Genomic DNA, 21,134 nt, shown 5'->3' on the forward strand with positions numbered 1-21,134 from the left:
AGTCGCCGAGGTAACTGCTGGGATAATGCGCCAATGGAGCGATTTTTCAGGAGTTTAAAAACGGAATGGGTGCCAACGCAAGGCTATAAGAGTTTTGTTGAAGCTAAACAAGATGTGACTGATTATATTATTGGCTATTACAGCCAAGTCAGGCCACATCATTATAATGCAGGATTAAGCCCAAATGAATCAGAGCGAAGATTTTGGGAAGATTCTAAAGCCGTGGCCAAATTTAGTTGACCACTACATAGTGATGAAGCCTTTACTCAAACAACGTCTGATTTAGGCATTGAAGCCATCAAAATAAATCACAGATGTGTGCAAAACAGTTAAATATGGCGACTAGTGTTAGTTATAGTTAAATTTATGTTGATTTATTGATATTCATATAAAAATCAATAAATACAAATGCTTATGTTGTTATTTTGAACTGAAATTGAGGAGCCGGATTCCCAGGGTAAGTCATTGGTCTAATTGAGGAAATTATCAAAAATCGAAAGTAATGCAAAAAGTAATGCAGCTTTGTCTTTTGCTTATATTGATGATATTTTTCAATGCGTTATGTCTCGAAGTAGACTCCCTCTCTCGCAAAGGGAATCAGTGTATTACTGGTTCCCTTTGCTACTTTTGGACCTATTTAGGACCAATTCAGGGTGTTCTAGTCCGTTATTCTCCTCACTAAAACCCATCATTTCAGAGATACGATTAGCCATTCTTAGTGAGTCCTTAGGTTTTTGCCACATTAGCGATGTTATTCGTTGTCATTCTTTTACGCGCTTGAACTAAGGTATAGCCGCCACTTAATACTATGAGTAGGCTTCCCAGAATAGTCAGCAAATCTGGGGATTCTCCAAATATAAATATTCCTAAAGCTAAGGCAAAGAGTAAACGTGTATAACGAAAGGGGCTTACTACCGATACATCTCCAGTGCGCATAGCGATTGTCAGCGCATTATAGGCAACTACACCAAAGACGATTGCTCCAATTATTTGTATTGCTGCGGTAGCACTAAACTGTATTGCTTCATTTTGGTAAATCAGTATCGCTAAGCCTGTAGGAATCAACACAAAAAAACCATACACTCCAAGCTGCATATTAGATAACACGGGAGAGGCTGCGCGTGTTGCTAAATCGCGTCCTGCAAAACCTAAGGTAGCGATAACGGCGAATAAAGATGTGGCCTCAAAACCATCAAGTCCTGGACGAATGATCATCAGCACGCCCATAAAACCAATCAATACTGCAAGCCATCTCTTGTGACCCACTTGTTCACCGAACAACAATGCCGCGCCAAGCATGGCGATTAAAGGTGTGGCTTGCAAAATAGCGGATGCACTTGAGAGTGGCGTTAACGTGATGGCTAAAGCAAAACAGAATCGGCCGACGATTTCACATAGTGCACGTACTAATATGGGGGTAGACAAGACTGCAGGATGAAGCACAGTTTCACCCTTTCGCCAGGTTAACAGTATAAAAATCAACATTCCACCTAGGCCAAATAGCGCTAAAATGAGGCCGATAGAGGTGGTTTCTGCTGCGGATTTGATCAGCATGTCTTCAATAGAAAATGCTGCCATCGCAGCAACCATAAACAGACTACCTTTTCTATTATTCAAAATGAATTCCCTAAATGCTTAGACGCTATCTCTAGTCAAAAAGTTTTGTCATGAGAGTTCTGGTTTCATCAACAAAGGCACAGAAGTTACGATATAGCTCATTAGAATCCAATAGAAACATCATTTTCTGATCACTATAGCAAGCTTTCTCTGCTTATCTGAATAGGGTTCGTAGCTTAAGTTAACAATGATTCTGGCTTAAAAATAAATAGGGATAATAAGCATTAGCAAGAAACGATAATAGATACAGAAATGGTTTTTTTATCTATATCAGATGGCAAGTTAAGCCTCTTTTTACCATGAGGATTATGGTTGGTGTATCATTTTAATATTATCAACTTGTGCGGCTAGTCTAAGATATTGATGTCAGGGATGTGCTGCTGTTTTTCAGCTTTTATGATGAATAACATTGTTTGAAAGAGGTCTATATTGTTTGAAAGAAGCCTATATTGTGAGGTTAATTTTATATGTAGTAGTCTTAAGTAAAATAATGGAAACGCTTAAATAATCCATCAGTTGATTTTATACTAAGTGATTTCGTATTGGGGATTTAGTGTTTTTAGGTTTATATAAAATGAATTTGCGTTGAATTGTACAGGACAGTTCACTAAATAACTTTGAGGAAATGATTAATCGCTCAATTAAAAATGCGCGATTAATCATATTAACGAAAAAGTCTTATTGTTTTAAAAATTAACTTTGGATATTAATCGTTACTTTCTCGATGACGATAGGTTCACGGGGCACGTCTTCGTGGCCAGCGACCGTGGTGGTTTTGACTTTCTCAATCTGCTGAATAATGTCCATTCCCGCCGTAACCTTACCAAATACCGCGTAGCCCCAACCGTTATTGGTGGTGGCGGTATGGTCTAAAAAGTCATTATTGGCTGTGTTAATGAAGAATTGCGCGGTGGCCGAGTGAGGTGCATCGGTGCGAGCCATAGCGATTGTGCCTATGGTGTTACTTAGGCCTTTGTTGGCTTCGTTAACGATAGGCTCGTGGGTCGGTTTTTCCTTCATTTTTGCGGTAAACCCGCCGCCTTGGATCATAAAGCCTTTGATCACTCGGTGAAAAATCGTGTGTTCAAAGAAGCCTTCTTCACAATAGCGGACAAAGTTTTTTGAACTGACAGGTGCATGTTCAAAATCGAGTTCTATAGTGATGTCGCCTAGATTGGTGCTAAATGTAATCATGCTAATATCTTCTATCTTAATGAGTTTTTATATCTAATAAGTCACGACTTGTACTGAGTCATTACTTAGTTTTAGGGCCGCTATTCCACGGATTAAAGGGCGCGCTGCGACCCGTTGTATCGTTACCATTGTCAGTCTGAATAGATTGCGGCCGTGTTACATTGGCTTTAACCTCTGGCTTTGATTTCGCGCTGCGATGCTTTTTCGCATAGGCGGTTTCAAAGGAGCCTTCTTTCGCGGGTCGCGAGGATCTGGCCTCAGGTGCCCGAGCTTTAAAGGTTTTTGGCGTAGTATTTTTGGGCACAAAATCGAGAATAGACACAGGCACTTCTTTGTTCGGCACAAAGCCTTCAATTTCTTTACGCACTATGAGGTGACCTAGACGGCGCTCGATAGCACATAGATTCCTAAAATCATCTTTAGAAACAAAGGAAATGGCTTCGCCGCAGGCGCCAGCACGACCGGTTCGGCCGATACGGTGAATATAATCATCGGCTTCATCGGGCAAATCATAATTGACCACACGGGTGAGGGCGTCGATATCGATACCGCGGGAAGCAACGCCAGTCGCGACTAAAAAGCGTAGTTTGCCAGATTTAAAATCCACTAATAATTGCTCGCGTACCGCTTGGCTGCGACCGCTGTGAATGGCTTCGGCGGCAATGCCACGTTTTTCGAGTTGACTAACCAGTTTGGCGGCGCCTTGTTTCGTCTGGATAAAGATCAGTGCCTGTTCCCACGCTTGCTCAGTGATGAGTTTGCTTAACAGTGCCGACTTTTTATCTTTATCGACAGTGATCAACCATTGGTCGATTTGCGGTGCGTTTGCGCTGTCGCGGGCAATTTCAATTTCGACTGGGTTTTCAACCGCTGTTTTCGCTAAAAAGCGCACTTGCTTAGATAAGGTTGCCGAAAACAACAGATTTTGGCGTTCTGTTGGCAGACGTTCGATGATCTTATTGATGTCTTCGATAAATCCCATATCGAGCATTCTATCGGCTTCATCTAGGACTAATACCGAGATTTCATCGAAATGAATCGCTCTTTGGGTGTACATATCGAGCAATCTACCGGGTGTTGCCACCAGAATATCGACGCCTTCAATAAGACGTTGTTTCTGCGGTGCGGAATCCACGCCACCATACATGGCCATAGACGTCAGCGGCAGGTATTTTGCGTACTTGGCAATATTGTCTTCTACCTGAACGGCCAATTCGCGGGTTGGTGTTAAGATTAATGCACGAACGCGTTTAGCACGGATTTTCGGCATCTCGGCGAACATTTGCAGTATAGGCAACACAAAACTGGCGGTTTTACCTGTACCTGTTTGCGCGCCAGCAAGCAGGTTTTTGCCTTTCAAGATCACCGGAATGGCTTTTTCTTGGATCGGAGTAGGTTGTGAATAGCCGAGCTCAGTAATGGCTCTTAAAATCGGATCGCTTAATCCAAGTTTGGAAAATGGCATTGAATGTCTCAGGTAAAGGGTCAGGTCAATAATGTATAAGCAAACTGTTACGCTAAAGCATGAACAGTCGAGCAGGGCGATATTATAGCAGGAGGTGAAACAGAATAGGCGATTATCATTATTTGTGTGTGTTTGGTAAAGAGGGGCTTAAACGTCGAATAGGCGAATGATAGGCGGCAATATATTGAGAACTTACAATTTTGTAACCACACATGTATTCATGGCTAACATAGCTGCAATTATTGGGGCAATATGATTAACTGAGGTAATTTTTGTATGCCTGATAAATCTCAACAAAGGACCCATAATAATGAAAAAAAACGCTATTTCCCTTGCGATAGTGCTATCGCTGGCCAGCCTTGCTGGTTGTCAGTCCCATACGAGTCAAATCGCGCCCGTGGTCGCACCTGAAATTAAAGCCCACTCATTTGAGCAATTTTCAGCATCCTTTATTGATTCATTGTGGGAATTGTCACCGACTTGGGCCTTATACAGTGGCAAGCATGTTAACGATGGTTACCTTGAAATCCCCGATGCAGCAGGTCGAGCAAAGACCTTAGCGTTTGTGAAAGTTCAGCAAGCGCAGTTGACTCAGTTCGAGCAAAAGTCGCTAACGCCGAATGAACTGATTGATTACCATCTGATCGACAATTTACTCGGTAGCATGGCATGGGAAATTGACAGTTTTAAATCTTGGCAGTGGGATCCTTCAAGTTACAACGTATCGGGTGGTTTTGCCCAAATCATCAATGAAAAATTCGCTCCATTAGATGACAGATTACGTTCGGTATTAGCGCGTTTAGAAAATGTGCCAGCTTATTATGCTGCTGCGCAGGCGAACATTAGCAAACCAACATTGGAGCACACTGAGTTAGCAGTGCTGCAGAATCAAGGTGCATTTTCGGTTTTTTCCGATGACTTATTAAAACAGGTCGCCGACTCTGGTTTGACTGATGTGGAAAAAGCGTTATTTAAAACGCGTTTCGATGCGGCCACTGCGGCGATTAACGGCCATATCGCTTGGTTAGACAAATTAGTGGTTCAACTTAAAAAAGATGGAGCACGTAGTTTTAGAATTGGCGAGGCGTTATATGAGCAAAAATTTGCCTTTGATATCCAAGCGGGGATGACGGCGAAACAGCTATATCAAAAAGCCGTAGCCGATAAAGAGCGTGTTCAAGGAGAAATGGCTAAAATTACCGATAAGTTATGGCCTAAATATTTTACTATGCCAAAGCCCGCTGACAGTAAGCTCGCCATTCGCCAATTAATCGATAAATTATCGACTCAGCATGTTCAGCGCGATGAATTCGTGAATGAAGTGCGTAAGCAAATTCCAGAGCTGATTGAATTTGTAAATAAGAAAAAACTAGTCACATTAGATCCTAAAAAACCACTCGTTGTCCGTGAAACGCCCGAATATATGCGTGGTTATGCCGGTGCATCAATTAGTGCGCCTGGACCCTATGAGAAGTCAGGTAATACTTATTATAACGTGACGCCGCTCGATGGCATGAGTGATGAGTCTGCCGAGAGTTACTTACGTGAATATAATCACTGGATCCTGCAAATCCTCAATATTCATGAAGCCATCCCAGGGCACTACACTCAACTCGTTTATTCTAATCAATCTCCGAGTTTAGTGAAAAGTTTATTTGGCAATGGCGCTATGGTTGAAGGTTGGGCGGTTTATACCGAGCGTATGATGTTAGAAGAAGGCTATGGAAATTTTGAGCCTGAAATGTGGTTGATGTACTACAAGTGGAATTTACGTGTTATATGTAACACGATTTTGGATTATAGCATTCATGTGAAAGGCATGACCGAAGACCAAGCTATTGCCCTGATGATGAATGAAGCCTTCCAACAGCAAGCTGAAGCCGAAGGAAAGTGGCGCCGTGCGACACTTAGTCAAGTGCAACTGACGAGTTACTATTCAGGTTATCGAGAAATCTATGATTTCCGTGAAGAATACAAAAAATCGCAAGGTAAAGATTTTGACCTTAAAACTTTCCACGAAACATTCTTGAGTTATGGTAGTGCACCAGTGAAATATATTCGCCAATTAATGCAGAGCAAATAAGTTCGCATATTGATATAAATCAGCAGAGCTTAGGCTCTGCTTTTTTATGCCAAATAGCTAGACAGGTATAGTGTGAGCTTAACATAAGTTGGCATTGTTACTTATGAAATGAAATCGTTAACACTGTGCGAATAATGAAAAGCCAAAAATTCTGCCATATAACCGAAAAAGTATATATTTCGTTATATGGCATATGCAGATGTTAATCAAACAATTTCACTGCGTGGTGATAGAGCACAATGGCGATAAACTTACTTCTTAGATTTAGATGATGCCATCAGCGCTAATACTTCATCGTAAGAAATGTTAAATTCTCTAGACAAGTTAATGATTTTTGTTTTGTAGGTTTGAATATTCTCTTGCTGAGCTAATTGATGTTTCTTTTCTTCAACTAACTCATTAACGGTTTCTTGTAATATCAATAATCGACGTAAACTATAGTCGAGAGATTTAATATATTTACCCATTTGTTGCTTGTTACGTGCTTGCTCAAGATCCGTTGAGACTTTCTTATCATATCCATACTCATCAAGAGCTGCGATTGCGCTCTGTAAATCAAGATCAGTTGTCATTTGGTTTTCGCTTTATAACAAAGAGGTGTGGGAACAAATTTATGAAACTTTAAAGAGTGTCATAGGACGTTAACTATCGCAGATTATAATGCTTATGCCAATATACACCAAGCCTTTGCACGTTAAAATGAAATAAAAAATTCCGCTGATTTTTGCTTTGACCTTGTCGGGGTCTACAATAATGAGTAGTCTAAAGTTATAGACTATCATGGAGATTCAAATGCTTGATCTACTACCAGATTTATTCGACCACTATCCGTCTAAATTACAGTTACTTCCCCTTGCATTTAAACCCTTTGGTGGTAAACGGCTCTTCTGGGGCGAGATAGTCACAGTAAAGTGCTTTGAGGATAATTCAAAGGTAAAAGAGATACTTGCACAGGATGGGCATGGAAAAGTGCTCGTTGTCGATGGGGGCGGTTCTCTGCGCCGCGCATTGTTAGGGGATCTCATAGCGCAGAGCGCCTTAGATAATGGTTGGCAAGGGATAGTGATTAATGGTTGTGTTCGCGATGTGGCGAGATTAAATACTTTCAGCTTAGGTGTCTTTGCCTTAGGGGCTATGCCGATAAAAACCGAAAAGTTAGGTCAAGGCCAAATTAATGTGGCTGTCGATATGGGGGGCGTGACGGTTAAGCCTGGTATGATGCTCTATGCTGATGAAAATGGTATTGCAGTAAGTGATGAAATGTTGAACTTTGCATTTTTAAATTAACATTTCTAAATGCATTAGTTGCTATAAATTCAAGTTGTTTTTGATAAGGATATTTATATGAAATTCATTAAGTGGCTCTTAGCCTTAATGGTGACGCTCATTCTTTTAGTTACCGTTTATCTCACCGTCTTTTTCGACCCTAATGATTTTAAACCTGAAATAGTCGATGCCGTAAAAAAACAAACGGGTCGTGAATTAGTCATTACTGACGATTTATCTTGGACATTTTTCCCTGTTATAGGGATTAATTTAGGAGGGGTGTCTTTATCTAACCCTGAAGGCTTTACGCCTAAGGCTATGTTAGAAGTCAAAAAAGCCGTTGCTGAAGTGGCGCTAATGCCGTTGTTTAGTCAGAAAATTGAAATTGCAGAATTGAGTCTCGATGGCGCAACGATCAATTTAGTCACCCGTAAAAATGGCACTAGCAGTTTCGATGGGTTGAGCGGCGATAATAGCCCAAAAACAGCGTCTCCAGCTGCTGCCGGATCCTTATCGAATGCCAAACTTAACGACATTAATATTGGTGGCATTTCTATCACCAATACCCAAATTAATATGATTGACGAAGCTAATAAGCAGACACAAGTCTTTACCTTAAGTAGCTTCACCCTAGGTGAGTTCGCTTTAGAACAATTTGCGCCCATCGCCTTTGAATTCAGTGCAACTATGCCGGATATGACGGTAAGTAGCGAAGCTAAAGGTGAACTAAAACTCAGTCGAGACTTTAAACAACTCGTTATCAATGGGCTGAAAATTGATACTGTGGTGGAAGGTGAGAGTATTCCGAACAAGAAACTCGAAACATCTGTCAGCTTAGCAACTCAAATCGCCCTTGATAAACAGCAATTGTCCGTCGATATTGCGCAGCTTACCGCGGCGAGCATTACCGCTGCGGGTAAAGTGGGTGTTAATTATGGTACGAAAATTCCACAAATTAATGCTGATTTTCAAGTTGGCGATATTGATTTAGATACACTGTTACCTAAAACAGAGGCCACCGCCACTGCTGAACAAGCGCCAGCAGCAAACTCTCAGGCAGTTGAGCCTGATCTCTCAGCCCTTAAGCAGCTTGATGTAAAACTCAAGTTGACTGTTAAGTCTATTAAGGTCGCGAATCTGTCGACTCAAAATTGGTTAATGGATGTGGGCATTAAAAATGGCGTGTTAGATCTGACGAAATTGAATGCGGATTTATATCAAGGTCAGTTGCTGGTGAGCGCTCAGGTTGATGCTCGTCAAGCAGTGGCAAGTTATCAATTCGATAAAAAAGTGACGGGTGTACAAATTCGTCCTTTGCTGAAAGATGCGGCGGATGTGGATTTACTGGCGGGTACAGCCAACTTTGATGTGAAGGGGAAAGGTAAGAGTTTGATCCCTGAGCAGTTAAAGAAAAACCTGTTAGCGAATGGTCATTTTGATATTAATGACGGTGCTCTGTACGGGGTAAATATTCCACAGATGATCCGCAGCGCCCAAGCTAAGTTAAAGGGTGACTTATCGCCAGAAACGAAGGCGGAGCGCAAAACTGACTTCTCGAGCCTGACGGGCAATTTCTCGTTGGATAATGGCGTTGCCACGAATCCAGATCTTGCCTTGTCTTCGCCTTTACTGCGTTTGGATGGTAAAGGCACTGCAAATTTATTGACTGAAGCCTTGGACTACAGACTAACCGCTAGCCTAGTGAATTCATTGAAGGGTCAGGGCGGTAGCGACAAAGATGCGCTGGCTGGAGTTGATATTCCGTTGGCGATTACAGGCACTTTCCAAAAACCTGAATATGCTTTGGATACTAAAGCCTTACTGAATAATCAGCTTAAGGAAGAAACCGACAAAGCTAAGGAAAAATTAAAAGACTCCTTATTGAAAAAACTAGGCGGTTTTTAATGGTTGCTTCTACGCGTTACGCATTACTTGTTTGCGCGAGTGCTTTTGTCGGCGGGCAACTTGTTGGGTGCTCGGCGCCCGAAGCCGCTGACACGAGTCAGTCAACCAAGGGTGAGACTACAACAGCCGCGGCCGTTCAGCCTGAGATTATTCGCGCTGCCGATCTGGCGCTCGATGTTTCTGGGCTTAAAAGCACTCCGACATTAAAGGCTGAACCTGTGATGGCAGAAAAGGCACAAGGCCTGCTTCGCGGCGAATTAACTTTAGAACCTTTTATCGATTTTAAGCAGCCGGTAAAGGCGACATTGACTGTGACAAATCCACAAACTTATGCTGTCGGCCTACGTTATAACTCTGGGATGACGGCGGATTTGTGGTTGGTAACGCAGGAGGGAAAACGTCTGTGGGCTTGGTCGGATGATATGATGTTTACCCAAGCATTACGTGATAGCCAATTGGCTGCAGGGAAAGTGATCACGACTTCATTTAGTATTCCGCCCAAAGCATTTGCAGGAATACCTGCAGATGGTGCTCGCCTAGAAGCGCATTTTGCCGCTAAAGCATTAGAGTCTGATGCCGTTGTTATGGCGCCTGTTGTCTTATTACTGACGATGGAATAACGTCGCCTCTCATATAGAAAAAGGCAGCAATCCGATAGGGTTGCTGCCTTTTTGTTATCTATGGCTCAATTTTGCTTAGGATTTATAGCACTAATCCGTTCGAACTATGTGCCAGTGTAGTCCTTACGCACTCAACTTAGTTTCATCAACCACTAATTTGATCACTTGGCCTGGTTGTAAATACTGTGATTGCGCTAGGCTATTCCACTCGAGTAGCTCGGCAACAGTTACGTTAAATTTATTGGCGATACGGGCAAGTGAATCACCGGATTTTACCTTGTAACTGACAGTACGAATTTGTGCGGTTTGCTCAAGCTCCTTTGGTGCTAAGATCACTAACTTCTGACCGTTTTGTAGCTTGCTATTCTTAGCCAATTTGTTCCAAGTGCTGAGTTGTTTCACCGTCACTTTATGGGCTTGGGCTATTTCTGAGAGTGTGTCTCCTGACTTAACCTGATAAGCAATTTTTGTTGATTCAACTGCAGCATGTGATTTTTTCGGCAATTGCTGCTTAGTTGACAGGGCATAAAGTTGCTTGTCTTGCGCATCGACAGGAATAATCAAATGCTTGCCTGCGACGATCGTGTTGCTTTTCATGCCGTTGGCGGCGCGAATAGCGGCAACGGTCGTATGGTGCTGCGTAGCAATCTTGCCAATGCTATCGCCAGATTTGATCGTGTAACGTAACCAGCTGATCCTATCTTCGGTTTCTGTTTCAGCGAGCGCTTTTTTAAATTCTTCCGATTTATCAATTGGTAGCACTAAGGTGTGCGGACCAAGTGGCGACGTAGCCCAGCGGTTATAACCTGGGTTGAGTTTTTGTAACTCAAGCGTGGTCATATTGGCAAAACCTGCCGCCATGGCTAAATCAATTTGGCTATCAATATCAACCACTTCAATAGTGGGATTGTTGTCGATTGGCGCTAAAGATATGCCATATTCATCAGCGTGTTTAATGACTTCTGCCAGTGCGAGCAGTTGCGGCACATAGCGTTCTGTCTCTCTGGGCAAATCCAATGACCAAAAATCCGTTTTTAAGCCTTTTTTCTCGTTACGTTTGATCGCATTGAGCACCCGTGATTCACCCGAGTTATAGGCAGCAATGGCATAAAGCCAATTGTTATTGGTTTTATCGTAGAGGTATTCCAGCATATCGAGCGCCGCAGTCGTTGATGCGGGGACATCACGGCGACCGTCATACCACCAGTTCATTTCTAAACCGAAATGACTGGCCATAGGTGTGGTAAATTGCCACAGACCCGATGCCGCGCCAGTCGATGATGCGGAAGGATCAAAGGCGCTTTCAATTATGGGTAACAAAGCTATCTCAATAGGAAGATGACGCTTTTCAAGTTCTTCTACAATCATGTACATATAAGGTGCAGCACGTTCCGAGATGATCGCCAGATGCTGTGGATTTTTGATGTACCAATCACGGTATTGATTCACCAATTTTTGATCTGGAACCGGTAACTGCATGCCTTGACGAATTCGCTCCCACACATCGGTAATTTGCGCCGATGGAGCCTCGGTTGCGAGGTAATATTCTGGGACTGTATTTTCGGTTGTGACGGCTTCAACTTCTGTTTGGTTAACGCCATGGTTGTCTAATGTTTGACAGCCTGTGAGTAGGGCAAATCCCCCTACAACAACATAAAGTGATACTCTCATTGAAAACGGTAGTCCTCTGTTAGTGCATCGCTTTTCTTTATAGTAACAGTATGTTTTATATGAAGATAAAGACGACGCAGCGCGCAAAGTTTTCACGCAAAACGAGCCATTCTATGGGATCTTTTCGATCTTGTCCCTTAATTATCGTACATAATGTAAGGCCATTTTTGACTTACATCATCAAAAATGAGAAAAACTGTTTGAATTTCAATCTATAATATTGCTTTTGTGATCAAAAATTATCTTTCCACTGTCTGAGTAAGGTAAAACCGCTGAGTTCGTCTAAATTTGCGTGATTTAGACCGCTAAAATGCTGTTTTATGTTATCGACAATTTCAATGTCGCTAGGGCGTAAAAAAGGATTGATGGCACGCTCTAAAGCGATGGTGGAGGGAACAGTCGCTTTGTCTTGGCGACGTAACTGCATCGCGCGTTCGTTATAGTCTTGGAGCTCGCGATTGTTGGGATTGACCGCGAGGGCAAATTTGAGGTTTGAAAGTGTGTACTCATGGGCACAATAAACCCGAGTGTCGGCGGGAAGCTGGGCAAGTTGCTGTAGTGAGTTGAGCATTTGCGCTGGCGTGCCTTCAAATAAGCGTCCGCAGCCGCCGCTAAACAGGGTGTCACCGCAAAATAAGGCATCTTCAACAACGTAGGCTATATGTCCTGCTGTGTGGCCTGGTACATCTAAGACTTGCAGATCAGCGCTGAGATACTCCAGCGTGAATTTGGGCTTGGATTTTGCGTGCAGTGGATGTGTGATTCCTTCGATCTTCTCATTATCTGGGCCATAAACCGTGAGTCTACTATGACTATAGGCTTGAAGCGCTGCTACGCCACCCGTATGGTCATTGTGGTGGTGGGTCAGTAAAATGCCCGCTAGCGTGAGTTGATTGGCTTGCAGGTAGTCAACGACCACACTTGCATCGCCGGGATCGACAACATAAACCTGAGTATGGGGCTGTTGTTGTAACACCCAGATATAATTGTCATTAAAGGCTTTGATCGCTGTTATAGTGAGCATAGAACTGCCTATGTCTGTATTTCAATTTGAAGATAAAGGTATTATCCATGAGTGAACGGCCCTTGGCGACCTTTGCCGCTTTTGCCCTGTGGCAGAATGTGGTCATCTTTGACCCAATTGGATACTTGTCTACCCAGCTAACGGAGGAACTCTGTGTCGCATTTTAGTACTGAGCTCAAGCCCGAACAATGGAGTGACCTACCCAATGGTGAGGCACTACAGCAAGCCGTCGCTAAACAGCTTGAGGATTGGTGGCCAAGAGTCTTTGGTTATCATTTATTAAAGTTAGGGCCTTTGAGTGCCGAATTGTCGAGCATGGCATCGCCAGTCGCCCATCATTTTTCACTCTCGCCATCTAAAGGCACCTCTATTGAAGGCGATTTTTGCCATCTACCCCTGCAGAATGCGGCGATAGATGCGGTGGTGATGAGTCTATTGCTCGAATTTGAACCCGATCCTTACCGTATTCTTCGCGAAACCGATAGGGTCCTCATCGCCGGAGGCTATCTTTTTATCGTCGGTTTTAATCCCTTGAGCCCGGTATTTTTGGGTAAGTTATGGCCTAAATATCAGGATTGTCTTCCTTGGAATGGCCGTTTTTTTATGCCTTCTAGGGTGCGAGATTGGTTAGGTTTATTAGGTTATCAAGTGGTTGGGGATGAGCGTTTGGTCTATCACCCATTAATGGGCGAGTTTACCCAAGGTAAATTTTTTCAACAGAGTTTAGCGTCATGGCTTCCTAGCGCGGGCAGTTTGTATTTGATTGTGGCACGTAAACTCGAGTCGCCACTCACACCTATTCGCGATAAACGTAAGGTGCGGCAGACAAATTGGAGCACGGCGCCGACCGCGGGTCGTTCGGGGCATTTATCTGAGCATTCGGAAAACGGATAAGCCATTTCCATTTTAAGTACAGGTTTTTATATGCGGATCACCTTAAGACAACTGGCAGTATTTGAGGCTGTGGCACGTAGCGGCCAAGTCGCAAAGGCGGCTGAACAAGTGAGTTTATCACCACCGGCGACATCTATGGCCTTAGCCGAATTAGAAAAGCAGCTAAATGCCCGCCTATTTGAACGTATTGGCAATCGATTACAACTTAACTCCCAGGGTAATTTACTGCTGCCATTGGCAACGGATTTATTGCACCGCGTTGAACAAATTGAGCAGGCATTTACTTATCATGGTGGTGATCTGGTTGGGCGTTTAAGCATCAGTGCCAGTTCGACAATCGGCAATTATCTAATGGCGAAAGCCGCAGTGGCATTTTGTCAGCAACATACTCAAACCCATGTGGATGTGGCGATTACTAATACTCAAGATGTGATCCAAGCGGTTGCGCAGTTCCGCTCTGAAATGGGTTTTATTGAAGGCCATTGCACTGACAATCGTTTGAGTGTCGAGGCATGGCATAAGGATAGGCTGTTGGTGTTTTGTCATCCGGCGCATCCTCTGGCGGGGAAAGTGGTTAAACCTGCAGTTGTTAAAGGCCTGTCTTGGGTGCTACGTGAGGAAGGATCGGGTACTCGTGAGTATTTTGTCAATGCCGCCAATGAGTTGGATATGCAGCCAGAGGCTAAATTCTGCTTTACTACGCCGGATGCGATTAAATTGGCCGTGAAACAAGGTGCTGGGCTTGGGGTGTTATCTGAGTTGGCGCTGGAGAAAGAAATCAGTCGTAAAGAGTTGGCGTTAGTCACGATTGAGGGACTCGTACTCGAACGGCAGTTTTATCGTATCACCCATAAGAGCCGTCAGGCGACATCCCTAGGTCAAGCTTTTGTGCTGTTTTGTGAGAATTTTTTCAATATTGCAGGTGTGGAACTGAAATAAACCGTTTGATAGCAATGGCTCATAAATAGTGAGCTGACAGTGAGATGAATCGCGAATTAAATCATCACGCCCAAATGTTTAACTTAGGCGTGATTGCATCGAACTTACTTTTTCGCACTTAGCGAGTTTACACTAAGTGGCACTGGGTTAAGGCTGATAACCTAAATCGGGTTGGGTTGGTTTAGATTCTGCCGCGGTGCGAGCTAATACATCGCAACGTTCGTTTTCGGCGTGGCCTGCATGACCTTTAACCCATTGCCAGTCGATAGTGTGCATCTGTGAGGCTTTATCTAATCGTTTCCATAGGTCAACGTTTTTGACTGGGGTACGGTTTGATGTCATCCAACCTTTTTTCTTCCAGCCATGGATCCATGTCATTATGCCTTGGCGCATATATTGGCTGTCGCTGGTGAGCACGACTTGGCAAGGCTCTTTCAAGCTTTCTAACGCTATGATTGGGGCTAACAATTCCATGCGATTATTGGTCGTGAGCGCAAAACCGTCGGACATCTCCTTTGTATGGCCTTTATAATTCATTACAATGCCATAGCCGCCAGGACCGGGATTGCCTAAGCAAGAGCCGTCGGTGAAGATGTGGATCAGTTTTAGTTCAGTCATCAAATTGTTACCATAGCCGGGAATTTCGGCCGAGTATAACTAAAAATTGTCATAAGAAGCGCATAAAAACATGAATATTATCTCTAATGCTAGCCGTCAGGTTATTTTAGATACCGAAACCACAGGTATGAACCAAGGCAGCGGCGCCATCTATTTAGGCCATCGGATCATCGAGATTGGTTGTGTGGAAGTGGTAAACCGTCGTTTGACGGGGCGTTATTACCACCAATATATCAATCCTGGTCAAGCAATTGATCTCGAAGCTATCGCTGTTCACGGTATTACCGATGAACGCGTTTCCAAAGAGCCGCGTTTCCATCAAATTGCTCAAGAGTTTATCAACTTTATCGACGGCGCTGAAATCGTCGCACATAACGCGAACTTCGACGTGAACTTCATGGATCATGAGTTTTCACTGCTGCAGCCGCGTGGTCCGAAAACCGCTGATATTTGTCAGATCCTCGATACCTTAGAGATTGCTAAGTTTTTACATCCCGGTCAGAAAAACAATCTCGACGCGCTCTGTAAGCGTTACGGCGTCGATACTTCTCGCCGCGAGTACCACGGCGCATTACTCGATGCCGAGATCCTCGCTGATGTTTATCTGATCATGACTGGCGGACAGACAAAGTTTAATTTGTCTAACGAAGAAGCGGGGCAGGAAGCGGGGGGGATTCAACGTTTTGATCCGCAATCACTTAATCTTAAAGTGATTGGCGCATCGGCCGATGAACTGACAATGCATGAACAACGCCTTGATTTAGTCGCAAAATCAGGTAAATGCCTCTGGAGAGGATAGAAGAATTACTATGCCGATGTCGCGCCATAAACCCATTTTAGCTTTTTGCCTGCTTGCCACTACGCTGTTATGTAGTGTGGCGAGTGTATTGGCCGCTGACCTAGATCCAGCCAAAAAAGTCGTCAAGCCACCTAAGGCTACGCCGATTGTAGGATTGGAGACGGCTTCCGAGCTTAAAAACCGTTTTCGTATTGATCATCTGGTCGATAACATGACCTTATTAGTGGAGCGTGAATATGGCTCTGCGCCTGTGGTCATAGTGTTACCCGATGGCAGTAAATGGTACGCCAATCGTCATCCAGCAACCGTTAAGTGGGTTGATGGTATAACGGGCGATATTATTTACATTGAGTCACCACAGCCCGGACCTTGGCAGTTGGTGGGCAAGGTCGTCTCTGGTTCAACCCTTAAGAAGCTCTCAAAACTCGAAATCGAAGTCCAGCCTTTACCACAGCCAATCTTCCAAGGTGAACAAGTTAAAATTGTCGCGCAGTTAATGGGTGACGAGCAGCGTGTGCGTATGCCTGGGTTAGATTATTTAGTCGAATGGACGGCACATTTTGTGAGTAAACATAAGGCGGGCGATGAAAACTTTGCCGCGGGTGACATTATTGTTGGTTCCTATAAAGACAATGGTGAAGATTACGATGAAAAACCAGACGATGGTGTATTTACTAGCAATATCAATATAAAGCAGCCTTGGGGTGATTATGAGTTTGTCGTGCAGGCACGTAATAATGTGTTTGAACGGCAGGTTTCATTCCCGTTTAAATTGTCACCTCGGCCAATTAATCTAGAAGTTATTACCCCTGACGATCCGCTGACAGGGCAATGGAAAGTCATGTTACACGTGGATAAGACAGTGTTGCAGCTGGCTGAGACGCATTTTTCCTTTGAGTTAGTCGGTCCTGCTGGCTTGCAACTACCTTTGGTTGTTAATGGTCTCACTGAGCCTGATTCTGAATTAGATTTACCTACAGTGACAGAGTTTGGTAGTTATCGAATTAAAGGTTTTGTGGCTACGACGACTGTCACTGGTCGTGAAATCGTGCTGGATTTACCTGAGCTTTTCTTTAACTTAATTGAACCACCAGAACCACCACCAAGTGCCGAAGAGTTGGCTGCTGTTGCTGCACAAAAAGCGGCAGAGGAAGAAGAGCTTGCAAAGAAAGATGCAATGTTCTGGATCATTACAGTCAACGCTATCTTATTAGTCTTAGGCGTGGTGGGATTAATTGTGTGGCGTAAGCGTCAAAGTTTGGCGCAGGCCTTAGCTGCCGCGGAGTTACGTTTATTGAATGAAGCATCTGCAAATCCACCCGCAGCACCTTCGTTAGATGAAATTGATCTCACTATGCCAGATGAAGCAGATAAAGACCGTTAGCCAAGCGTTGTTTAATGTGCTTAATGTGTTTGATTTATGACTTTGAACTGGAACGTTGCAGCGATATTTGGGATATAAATCAAGGTCTGCAATTGATTTGGCTTTTTTTTAATCAAATGATAAATCGAAGTAAAAAAACGGTTGACGCCTGCAGGGCTCAACCGTATTATTCTTCGCATCTTAAGCAGAGCCTTGATAAGTGTGTTGAATTATCGTTCTGTTTTAACATCAGCGGCCTGTTACGCTGGAGTTAGCGGATTAGATACCTGTCAAATACTTGGATATGGAAAAATTTGGAGCGGTAGTTAAGTTGGTTAGACTATCGTTTTAACATTAGCGGCCTGTCACGCTGGGGTTTAGTGGGTTAGATACCTGTCAAATATTTGGATATGGAAGAATTTGGAGCGGTAGTTCAGTTGGTTAGAATACCGGCCTGTCACGCCGGGGGTCGCGGGTTCGAGTCCCGTCCGCTCCGCCAAATTGCAAAAGCCCCATCGAAAGATGGGGCTTTTTGCTTTTTACTGATCTCCTTAATTTCTGCGCTGTTCACCTTATTATCGATGAGACTCGATTCAAATCTCAGCAAGGATCACGCTGAAATCTTAATAGGATTAAGTGATGGCTACTGTGGAGCCTGTGCTGTGTCGGTGAGGATGACTTCAACCCGACGATTTTGCTGGCGGCCACTGGCGGACTCATTATTGGCAACAGGTGAGCTTTCACCTTTACCTAGGCTACTGAGCCGATTGGATTGGATCCCTTTTCCCTGTAAAAAATGGCTAACACTATCAGCTCTTTGCTGCGATAAACCCAGATTGTATTGTTCACTGCCTACACTATCTGTATACCCTTCAATCATGGCACCACGCGCGGGATACTTGTTCAGAAAGTTCGCTAGGTTGGTTAGATGTTGACTGGTCGATGACTTAAGATCCGCTTTGGCAGTGTCAAATAAAACATCACCTAAGGTTACGACCCAACCACGTTCTGACTGACGAGCATTCAGCAATGTGAGCTGGGCTTGCAGTTCGGTCGTTTCCTGACGCGCATCTGCAGCATCAGCACGGGCTAGGCGCGCATCTTGATGGGCTTGATTGGCCTCTGTGGTGCGAGCATCCAATCTGGCGTCATCGCGTTTTTTGGCGAGGACTTTGTGTTGATCTTCGGCAAAGCGGCTCTGCGCTTGAGCTAAGGCAATATTGACTTTCTTATCAGCAACAAACACTAGGTGCTGTGATTGTTGCTCATCTTTTACCGGTTGTTCAGCAGCGCGAACGGCTTCTTCAGCTTGTTTAATGGCAGCAGGGGCTAAAATTGCCAGTTCATTATTCGCTTGCAGTTTATTAAGTTCTGTACGGATATCACCGATGCCTTCAGCTATTTTAGGCGTACTGCTACAAGCTGCTACTGTGCTTAGGATTAGGCTATATGCCAGTAGATGGCGGCTAAAACGTAAAGGCAGACCCGATGAAACGATAGGTTTTTTCATTACTGAATTCCTCCTGAACGGCGCAACATTTCTTGCTGCAGTATGCTGATATTGTTTTTCATTTCATTATTGACGCTATTGGCTTGTGCCAGCTCAGCGCGAGCTTGGGCCAATTCGGCCTCAAGGCTCGCCTCTATGGCGTAACGATCGGCGCTGACAGTGTCCATATTGAGTAATGTGCTGCTTGCAGATTGAAGTTTAAGTCTGGCCTGTGCCAGTTCATTTGAGGCATATTGGCCGACTCTTGCTTGCTCTGCGCGGGCAATGGTGTGTTCAGCCCGTTCCATTTCTGCGGTCTTAGTCAATGGCGTTGAACTGCAGCCCACGAGCGCTGTTGCAATACAACCTGCCAATAAGAAGTGCTTGGCTCGCTGTAGACTGATTGGATATTGCTGTGGTTGTTGATTTTTATTGATGTTCATTTGAAATTCCTTTCTCGGAAACAGTGTCCAGAGTGTGGTCTTTAGGTTTGTTATTCCACCATGCACAGTTAAATATGCTGGTGAATAGCCTCATTTTTGAGCCAGTTGGTATGAGTGAGTAATTTGACGCCACGGAAATTCATGATCTACTCCTCTGAGTTAAAGAGGGCCGACACAGTAAGGATTGCATCGGCTTGAGCTAAACGCAGTGTGTTACTGCAAGGTTTAGTTTTTGCACTTAATCAATGAAACTTTTCCCTGTTTGTTCGTCACGTCCTAGTCTAACGAGTGATGATTTGGCTCTTTTTCAGTCCAGTTACCTTCCTTGTCGTTTGATTTAAGTTCTTCAACCTCGCTTATTTTGTGTGCTTTTACTGGTATCCACGTCTTGTTTAGCTTTATCCGCAACTGTGGTTTTGATCATCTGACGGTTGCGGGCTACGACGGGAGGATTGGCTTTGTTGGTGTCGGAATTCTGTGCATCGTTATCGACGGATTTATGTTGTTCTGTGAATTTTTTCATATAAACCTCAAGTAACCCAGTGTAGTGCAAGAGTGCATGAACCGTACATTCAGCATGACCTGCTAAATATTGAACGTCTGTGCGTTAGCGCGCATGGGATTAGTGGTGGCAATATTGGCTGAACGGCCCGTTTTTTGTTTGCTGGGCAGGCGAATATGGGTAACCATAATAAATTGATTACAAAGATAATGTGTTGGATATTAGGCAGCATCAGTTTGCGCCATGTTGGCGTGTCGGGCGTTGATGACTGCCTATTTTGTTTATGCTCTGCAGTACCAGTGTGGTTATAGTACTGAAGTGGCATATGGGATAACGATAGAATGGCTGTTGTACGAGTGGTCTAGCCATCCGTTATGTGTATTTTTATACCACAGTACGTTTATGTTTGCTGCGCTTGTTGAGGTGGCATCAGCCGCTCTGATTCCCGCTTAACGACTGCGTAACATTCACAACAGGTTTGTTCTAGTAACGCGCGATCTACCACTTCAATATTCCCTCGACTGTAATTGATTATTCCCATGCGTTGCAGTTTGCCTGCCGCATCGGTGACACCTTCACGACGCACGCCGAGCATATTGGCAATCAATTCCTGTGTCATCAGCACGCGATCATCGGGCAGCCTATCTATCGAAAGCAGTAACCAACGACACAGTTGCTGTTCAATACTATGGTGGCGATTGCAAACTGCGGTCTGGGCCATTTGGGTCAGTAGCACCTGACTGTAACGTAGTAACAGATGGAGCAGGGCGCCATGACGGTTAAATTCGTCTTTAAGCCGCTGACCAAACAATCGATAGGCAACGCCAGCACTTTGCACTACAGCGCGAGTCGTGGTGCTTTCTCCTCCCATAAACAGGGCAACGCCGACCATACCATCATTGCCAACGACGGCAATTTCAGCGGATGCCCCATTTTCCATCACATACAGCAGCGAAATAATCGAGTCCAGCGGGAAATACACATAACGCTGCTTTGAACCTGCTTCACAGACTACTTGTCCGAGTTCTAATGGAACCAGTTCCAGATGCGGGAAAATACGTTGTTTGACTTCTTCTGGCAATTCACATAACAACCGATTGGATTCTGGCGGTAAGTGAGTTTCCGGTGGCGGGCGCTCTGATACAGATTTCAGTGTTAGTGTGTCCATTATGATAGCGTGTCCTTGTTTGATGATGTCGCTAACTCAGGCTACAGCGAGAAACACCTATGCTATGTACGGTA

The 21,134-nt window shown here is 44.1% G+C and carries 20 protein-coding genes and 1 tRNA gene; 10 read left to right on the top strand and 11 right to left on the bottom strand.

Annotated features, from left to right (window positions below):
* Window positions 1-240: integrase core domain-containing protein (locus L5M40_RS00005; RefSeq protein ID WP_263256145.1), on the top strand; the 240-nt coding region annotated here is incomplete at its 5' end.
* A gap of 486 nt (window positions 241-726) precedes the next feature.
* On the opposite strand, the gene L5M40_RS00010 is transcribed toward L5M40_RS00005, so the two are convergent.
* The 3 genes from L5M40_RS00010 to L5M40_RS00020 form a co-directional block, all read right to left on the bottom strand.
* On the bottom strand, window positions 727-1,617 hold the full coding sequence (locus L5M40_RS00010; RefSeq protein WP_263256147.1) for a DMT family transporter: 891 nt from the start codon (window positions 1,615-1,617) through the stop codon (window positions 727-729).
* A gap of 693 nt (window positions 1,618-2,310) precedes the next feature.
* Entirely contained in the window at window positions 2,311-2,811 is a 501-nt protein-coding gene (locus L5M40_RS00015; protein WP_105252328.1) for a peptidylprolyl isomerase, read from the bottom strand.
* A gap of 61 nt (window positions 2,812-2,872) precedes the next feature.
* The gene (locus L5M40_RS00020; protein WP_263256149.1) at window positions 2,873-4,276 is read right to left on the bottom strand and encodes a DEAD/DEAH box helicase; all 1,404 of its coding nucleotides are present in this window, start codon (window positions 4,274-4,276) and stop codon (window positions 2,873-2,875) included.
* Window positions 4,277-4,586: 310 nt separating this feature from the next.
* On the opposite strand from L5M40_RS00020, the gene L5M40_RS00025 reads away from it, so the two are divergent.
* On the top strand, window positions 4,587-6,359 hold the full coding sequence (locus L5M40_RS00025) for a DUF885 domain-containing protein (RefSeq protein WP_263256151.1): 1,773 nt from the start codon (window positions 4,587-4,589) through the stop codon (window positions 6,357-6,359).
* A 251-nt stretch (window positions 6,360-6,610) separates the two neighbouring features.
* On the opposite strand, the gene L5M40_RS00030 is transcribed toward L5M40_RS00025, so the two are convergent.
* Window positions 6,611-6,931 (bottom strand): hypothetical protein, encoded by a 321-nt coding sequence (locus tag L5M40_RS00030; RefSeq protein WP_028760093.1) that lies wholly within the window; start codon window positions 6,929-6,931, stop codon window positions 6,611-6,613.
* A 220-nt stretch (window positions 6,932-7,151) separates the two neighbouring features.
* Here L5M40_RS00030 and L5M40_RS00035 point away from each other — a divergent pair, with 220 nt between their 5' ends.
* The 3 genes from L5M40_RS00035 to L5M40_RS00045 are packed head-to-tail and all read left to right on the top strand — an operon-like array spanning window position 7,152 to window position 10,150.
* Entirely contained in the window at window positions 7,152-7,646 is a 495-nt protein-coding gene (locus L5M40_RS00035) for a putative 4-hydroxy-4-methyl-2-oxoglutarate aldolase (protein WP_028760092.1), read from the top strand.
* Between the two features lie 57 nt (window positions 7,647-7,703).
* A complete protein-coding gene (locus tag L5M40_RS00040) occupies window positions 7,704-9,530 on the top strand; it encodes an AsmA family protein (RefSeq protein WP_263161002.1) in 1,827 nt (608 codons plus the stop codon).
* On the top strand, window positions 9,530-10,150 hold the full coding sequence (locus tag L5M40_RS00045) for a BsuPI-related putative proteinase inhibitor (RefSeq protein ID WP_263161005.1): 621 nt from the start codon (window positions 9,530-9,532) through the stop codon (window positions 10,148-10,150). Before L5M40_RS00040 ends, L5M40_RS00045 begins: the two co-directional genes overlap by 1 nt.
* A 123-nt stretch (window positions 10,151-10,273) precedes the next feature.
* Here L5M40_RS00045 and L5M40_RS00050 read toward each other — a convergent pair whose 3' ends face one another.
* Both L5M40_RS00050 and gloB read right to left on the bottom strand, forming a co-directional pair.
* Window positions 10,274-11,821, bottom strand: a complete 1,548-nt coding sequence (locus L5M40_RS00050; protein ID WP_028760089.1) for a LysM peptidoglycan-binding domain-containing protein — start codon at window positions 11,819-11,821, stop codon at window positions 10,274-10,276.
* Window positions 11,822-12,053: 232 nt separating this feature from the next.
* Window positions 12,054-12,845, bottom strand: a complete 792-nt coding sequence (gloB, locus tag L5M40_RS00055; protein WP_263256153.1) for a hydroxyacylglutathione hydrolase — start codon at window positions 12,843-12,845, stop codon at window positions 12,054-12,056.
* A 153-nt stretch (window positions 12,846-12,998) separates the two neighbouring features.
* Between gloB and L5M40_RS00060 the strand changes: the two genes are divergently transcribed.
* Window positions 12,999-13,739, top strand: a complete 741-nt coding sequence (locus L5M40_RS00060; protein WP_263175419.1) for a class I SAM-dependent methyltransferase — start codon at window positions 12,999-13,001, stop codon at window positions 13,737-13,739.
* Between the two features lie 30 nt (window positions 13,740-13,769).
* Complete coding sequence (locus L5M40_RS00065; RefSeq protein WP_173245150.1) at window positions 13,770-14,678, top strand: LysR substrate-binding domain-containing protein; 909 nt, start codon at window positions 13,770-13,772, stop codon at window positions 14,676-14,678.
* Window positions 14,679-14,825: 147 nt separating this feature from the next.
* Here L5M40_RS00065 and rnhA read toward each other — a convergent pair whose 3' ends face one another.
* Complete coding sequence (gene rnhA / locus L5M40_RS00070) at window positions 14,826-15,296, bottom strand: ribonuclease HI (protein WP_006081489.1); 471 nt, start codon at window positions 15,294-15,296, stop codon at window positions 14,826-14,828.
* A gap of 70 nt (window positions 15,297-15,366) precedes the next feature.
* Between rnhA and dnaQ the strand changes: the two genes are divergently transcribed.
* The 3 genes from dnaQ to L5M40_RS00085 all read left to right on the top strand — a co-directional run bounded on the left by dnaQ (window position 15,367) and on the right by L5M40_RS00085 (window position 17,957).
* Window positions 15,367-16,095: a DNA polymerase III subunit epsilon gene (gene dnaQ, locus L5M40_RS00075; protein WP_198573302.1), complete on the top strand. Its 729-nt coding sequence runs from the start codon at window positions 15,367-15,369 to the stop codon at window positions 16,093-16,095.
* A 10-nt stretch (window positions 16,096-16,105) separates the two neighbouring features.
* The gene (locus tag L5M40_RS00080; protein ID WP_263175420.1) at window positions 16,106-17,479 is read left to right on the top strand and encodes a TIGR03503 family protein; all 1,374 of its coding nucleotides are present in this window, start codon (window positions 16,106-16,108) and stop codon (window positions 17,477-17,479) included.
* Between the two features lie 401 nt (window positions 17,480-17,880).
* Window positions 17,881-17,957, top strand: a tRNA-Asp gene (locus L5M40_RS00085).
* A gap of 144 nt (window positions 17,958-18,101) precedes the next feature.
* Here L5M40_RS00085 and L5M40_RS00090 read toward each other — a convergent pair.
* The 4 genes from L5M40_RS00090 to L5M40_RS00105 form a co-directional block, all read right to left on the bottom strand.
* On the bottom strand, window positions 18,102-18,968 hold the full coding sequence (locus L5M40_RS00090; protein WP_113939593.1) for an OmpA family protein: 867 nt from the start codon (window positions 18,966-18,968) through the stop codon (window positions 18,102-18,104).
* Entirely contained in the window at window positions 18,968-19,390 is a 423-nt protein-coding gene (locus tag L5M40_RS00095) for a DUF4398 domain-containing protein (protein WP_263175422.1), read from the bottom strand. The genes L5M40_RS00090 and L5M40_RS00095 overlap by 1 nt, the downstream gene beginning before the upstream one ends.
* Window positions 19,391-19,736: 346 nt before the next feature.
* Window positions 19,737-19,913, bottom strand: coding sequence for a hypothetical protein (locus L5M40_RS00100; protein ID WP_263166319.1), 177 nt, complete (start codon window positions 19,911-19,913; stop codon window positions 19,737-19,739).
* A 379-nt stretch (window positions 19,914-20,292) separates the two neighbouring features.
* Window positions 20,293-21,060: a Crp/Fnr family transcriptional regulator gene (locus tag L5M40_RS00105; RefSeq protein ID WP_263175423.1), complete on the bottom strand. Its 768-nt coding sequence runs from the start codon at window positions 21,058-21,060 to the stop codon at window positions 20,293-20,295.
* Window positions 21,061-21,134 lie beyond the last annotated feature (74 nt).

This window comes from Shewanella sp. SM68 (assembly GCF_025653925.1).
Taxonomy (GTDB): Bacteria; Pseudomonadota; Gammaproteobacteria; order Enterobacterales; family Shewanellaceae; genus Shewanella; species Shewanella oncorhynchi.

Bases quoted from the DNA above. Each gene is read 5' to 3' on its own strand.
- rnhA (WP_006081489.1), bottom strand. From the start codon at position 15,296: ATGACTGAACTAAAACTGATCCACATCTTCACCGACGGCTCTTGCTTA.
- L5M40_RS00100 (WP_263166319.1), bottom strand. From the start codon at position 19,913: ATGAAAAAATTCACAGAACAACATAAATCCGTCGATAACGATGCACAG.
- L5M40_RS00025 (WP_263256151.1), top strand. From the start codon at position 4,587: ATGAAAAAAAACGCTATTTCCCTTGCGATAGTGCTATCGCTGGCCAGC.
- L5M40_RS00090 (WP_113939593.1), bottom strand. From the start codon at position 18,968: ATGAAAAAACCTATCGTTTCATCGGGTCTGCCTTTACGTTTTAGCCGC.
- L5M40_RS00045 (WP_263161005.1), top strand. From the start codon at position 9,530: ATGGTTGCTTCTACGCGTTACGCATTACTTGTTTGCGCGAGTGCTTTT.
- L5M40_RS00030 (WP_028760093.1), bottom strand. From the start codon at position 6,931: ATGACAACTGATCTTGATTTACAGAGCGCAATCGCAGCTCTTGATGAG.
- L5M40_RS00050 (WP_028760089.1), bottom strand. From the start codon at position 11,821: ATGAGAGTATCACTTTATGTTGTTGTAGGGGGATTTGCCCTACTCACA.
- L5M40_RS00015 (WP_105252328.1), bottom strand. From the start codon at position 2,811: ATGATTACATTTAGCACCAATCTAGGCGACATCACTATAGAACTCGAT.
- L5M40_RS00105 (WP_263175423.1), bottom strand. From the start codon at position 21,060: ATGGACACACTAACACTGAAATCTGTATCAGAGCGCCCGCCACCGGAA.
- L5M40_RS00035 (WP_028760092.1), top strand. From the start codon at position 7,152: ATGCTTGATCTACTACCAGATTTATTCGACCACTATCCGTCTAAATTA.
- L5M40_RS00080 (WP_263175420.1), top strand. From the start codon at position 16,106: ATGCCGATGTCGCGCCATAAACCCATTTTAGCTTTTTGCCTGCTTGCC.
- L5M40_RS00040 (WP_263161002.1), top strand. From the start codon at position 7,704: ATGAAATTCATTAAGTGGCTCTTAGCCTTAATGGTGACGCTCATTCTT.
- dnaQ (WP_198573302.1), top strand. From the start codon at position 15,367: ATGAATATTATCTCTAATGCTAGCCGTCAGGTTATTTTAGATACCGAA.
- gloB (WP_263256153.1), bottom strand. From the start codon at position 12,845: ATGCTCACTATAACAGCGATCAAAGCCTTTAATGACAATTATATCTGG.
- L5M40_RS00020 (WP_263256149.1), bottom strand. From the start codon at position 4,276: ATGCCATTTTCCAAACTTGGATTAAGCGATCCGATTTTAAGAGCCATT.
- L5M40_RS00065 (WP_173245150.1), top strand. From the start codon at position 13,770: ATGCGGATCACCTTAAGACAACTGGCAGTATTTGAGGCTGTGGCACGT.
- L5M40_RS00095 (WP_263175422.1), bottom strand. From the start codon at position 19,390: ATGAACATCAATAAAAATCAACAACCACAGCAATATCCAATCAGTCTA.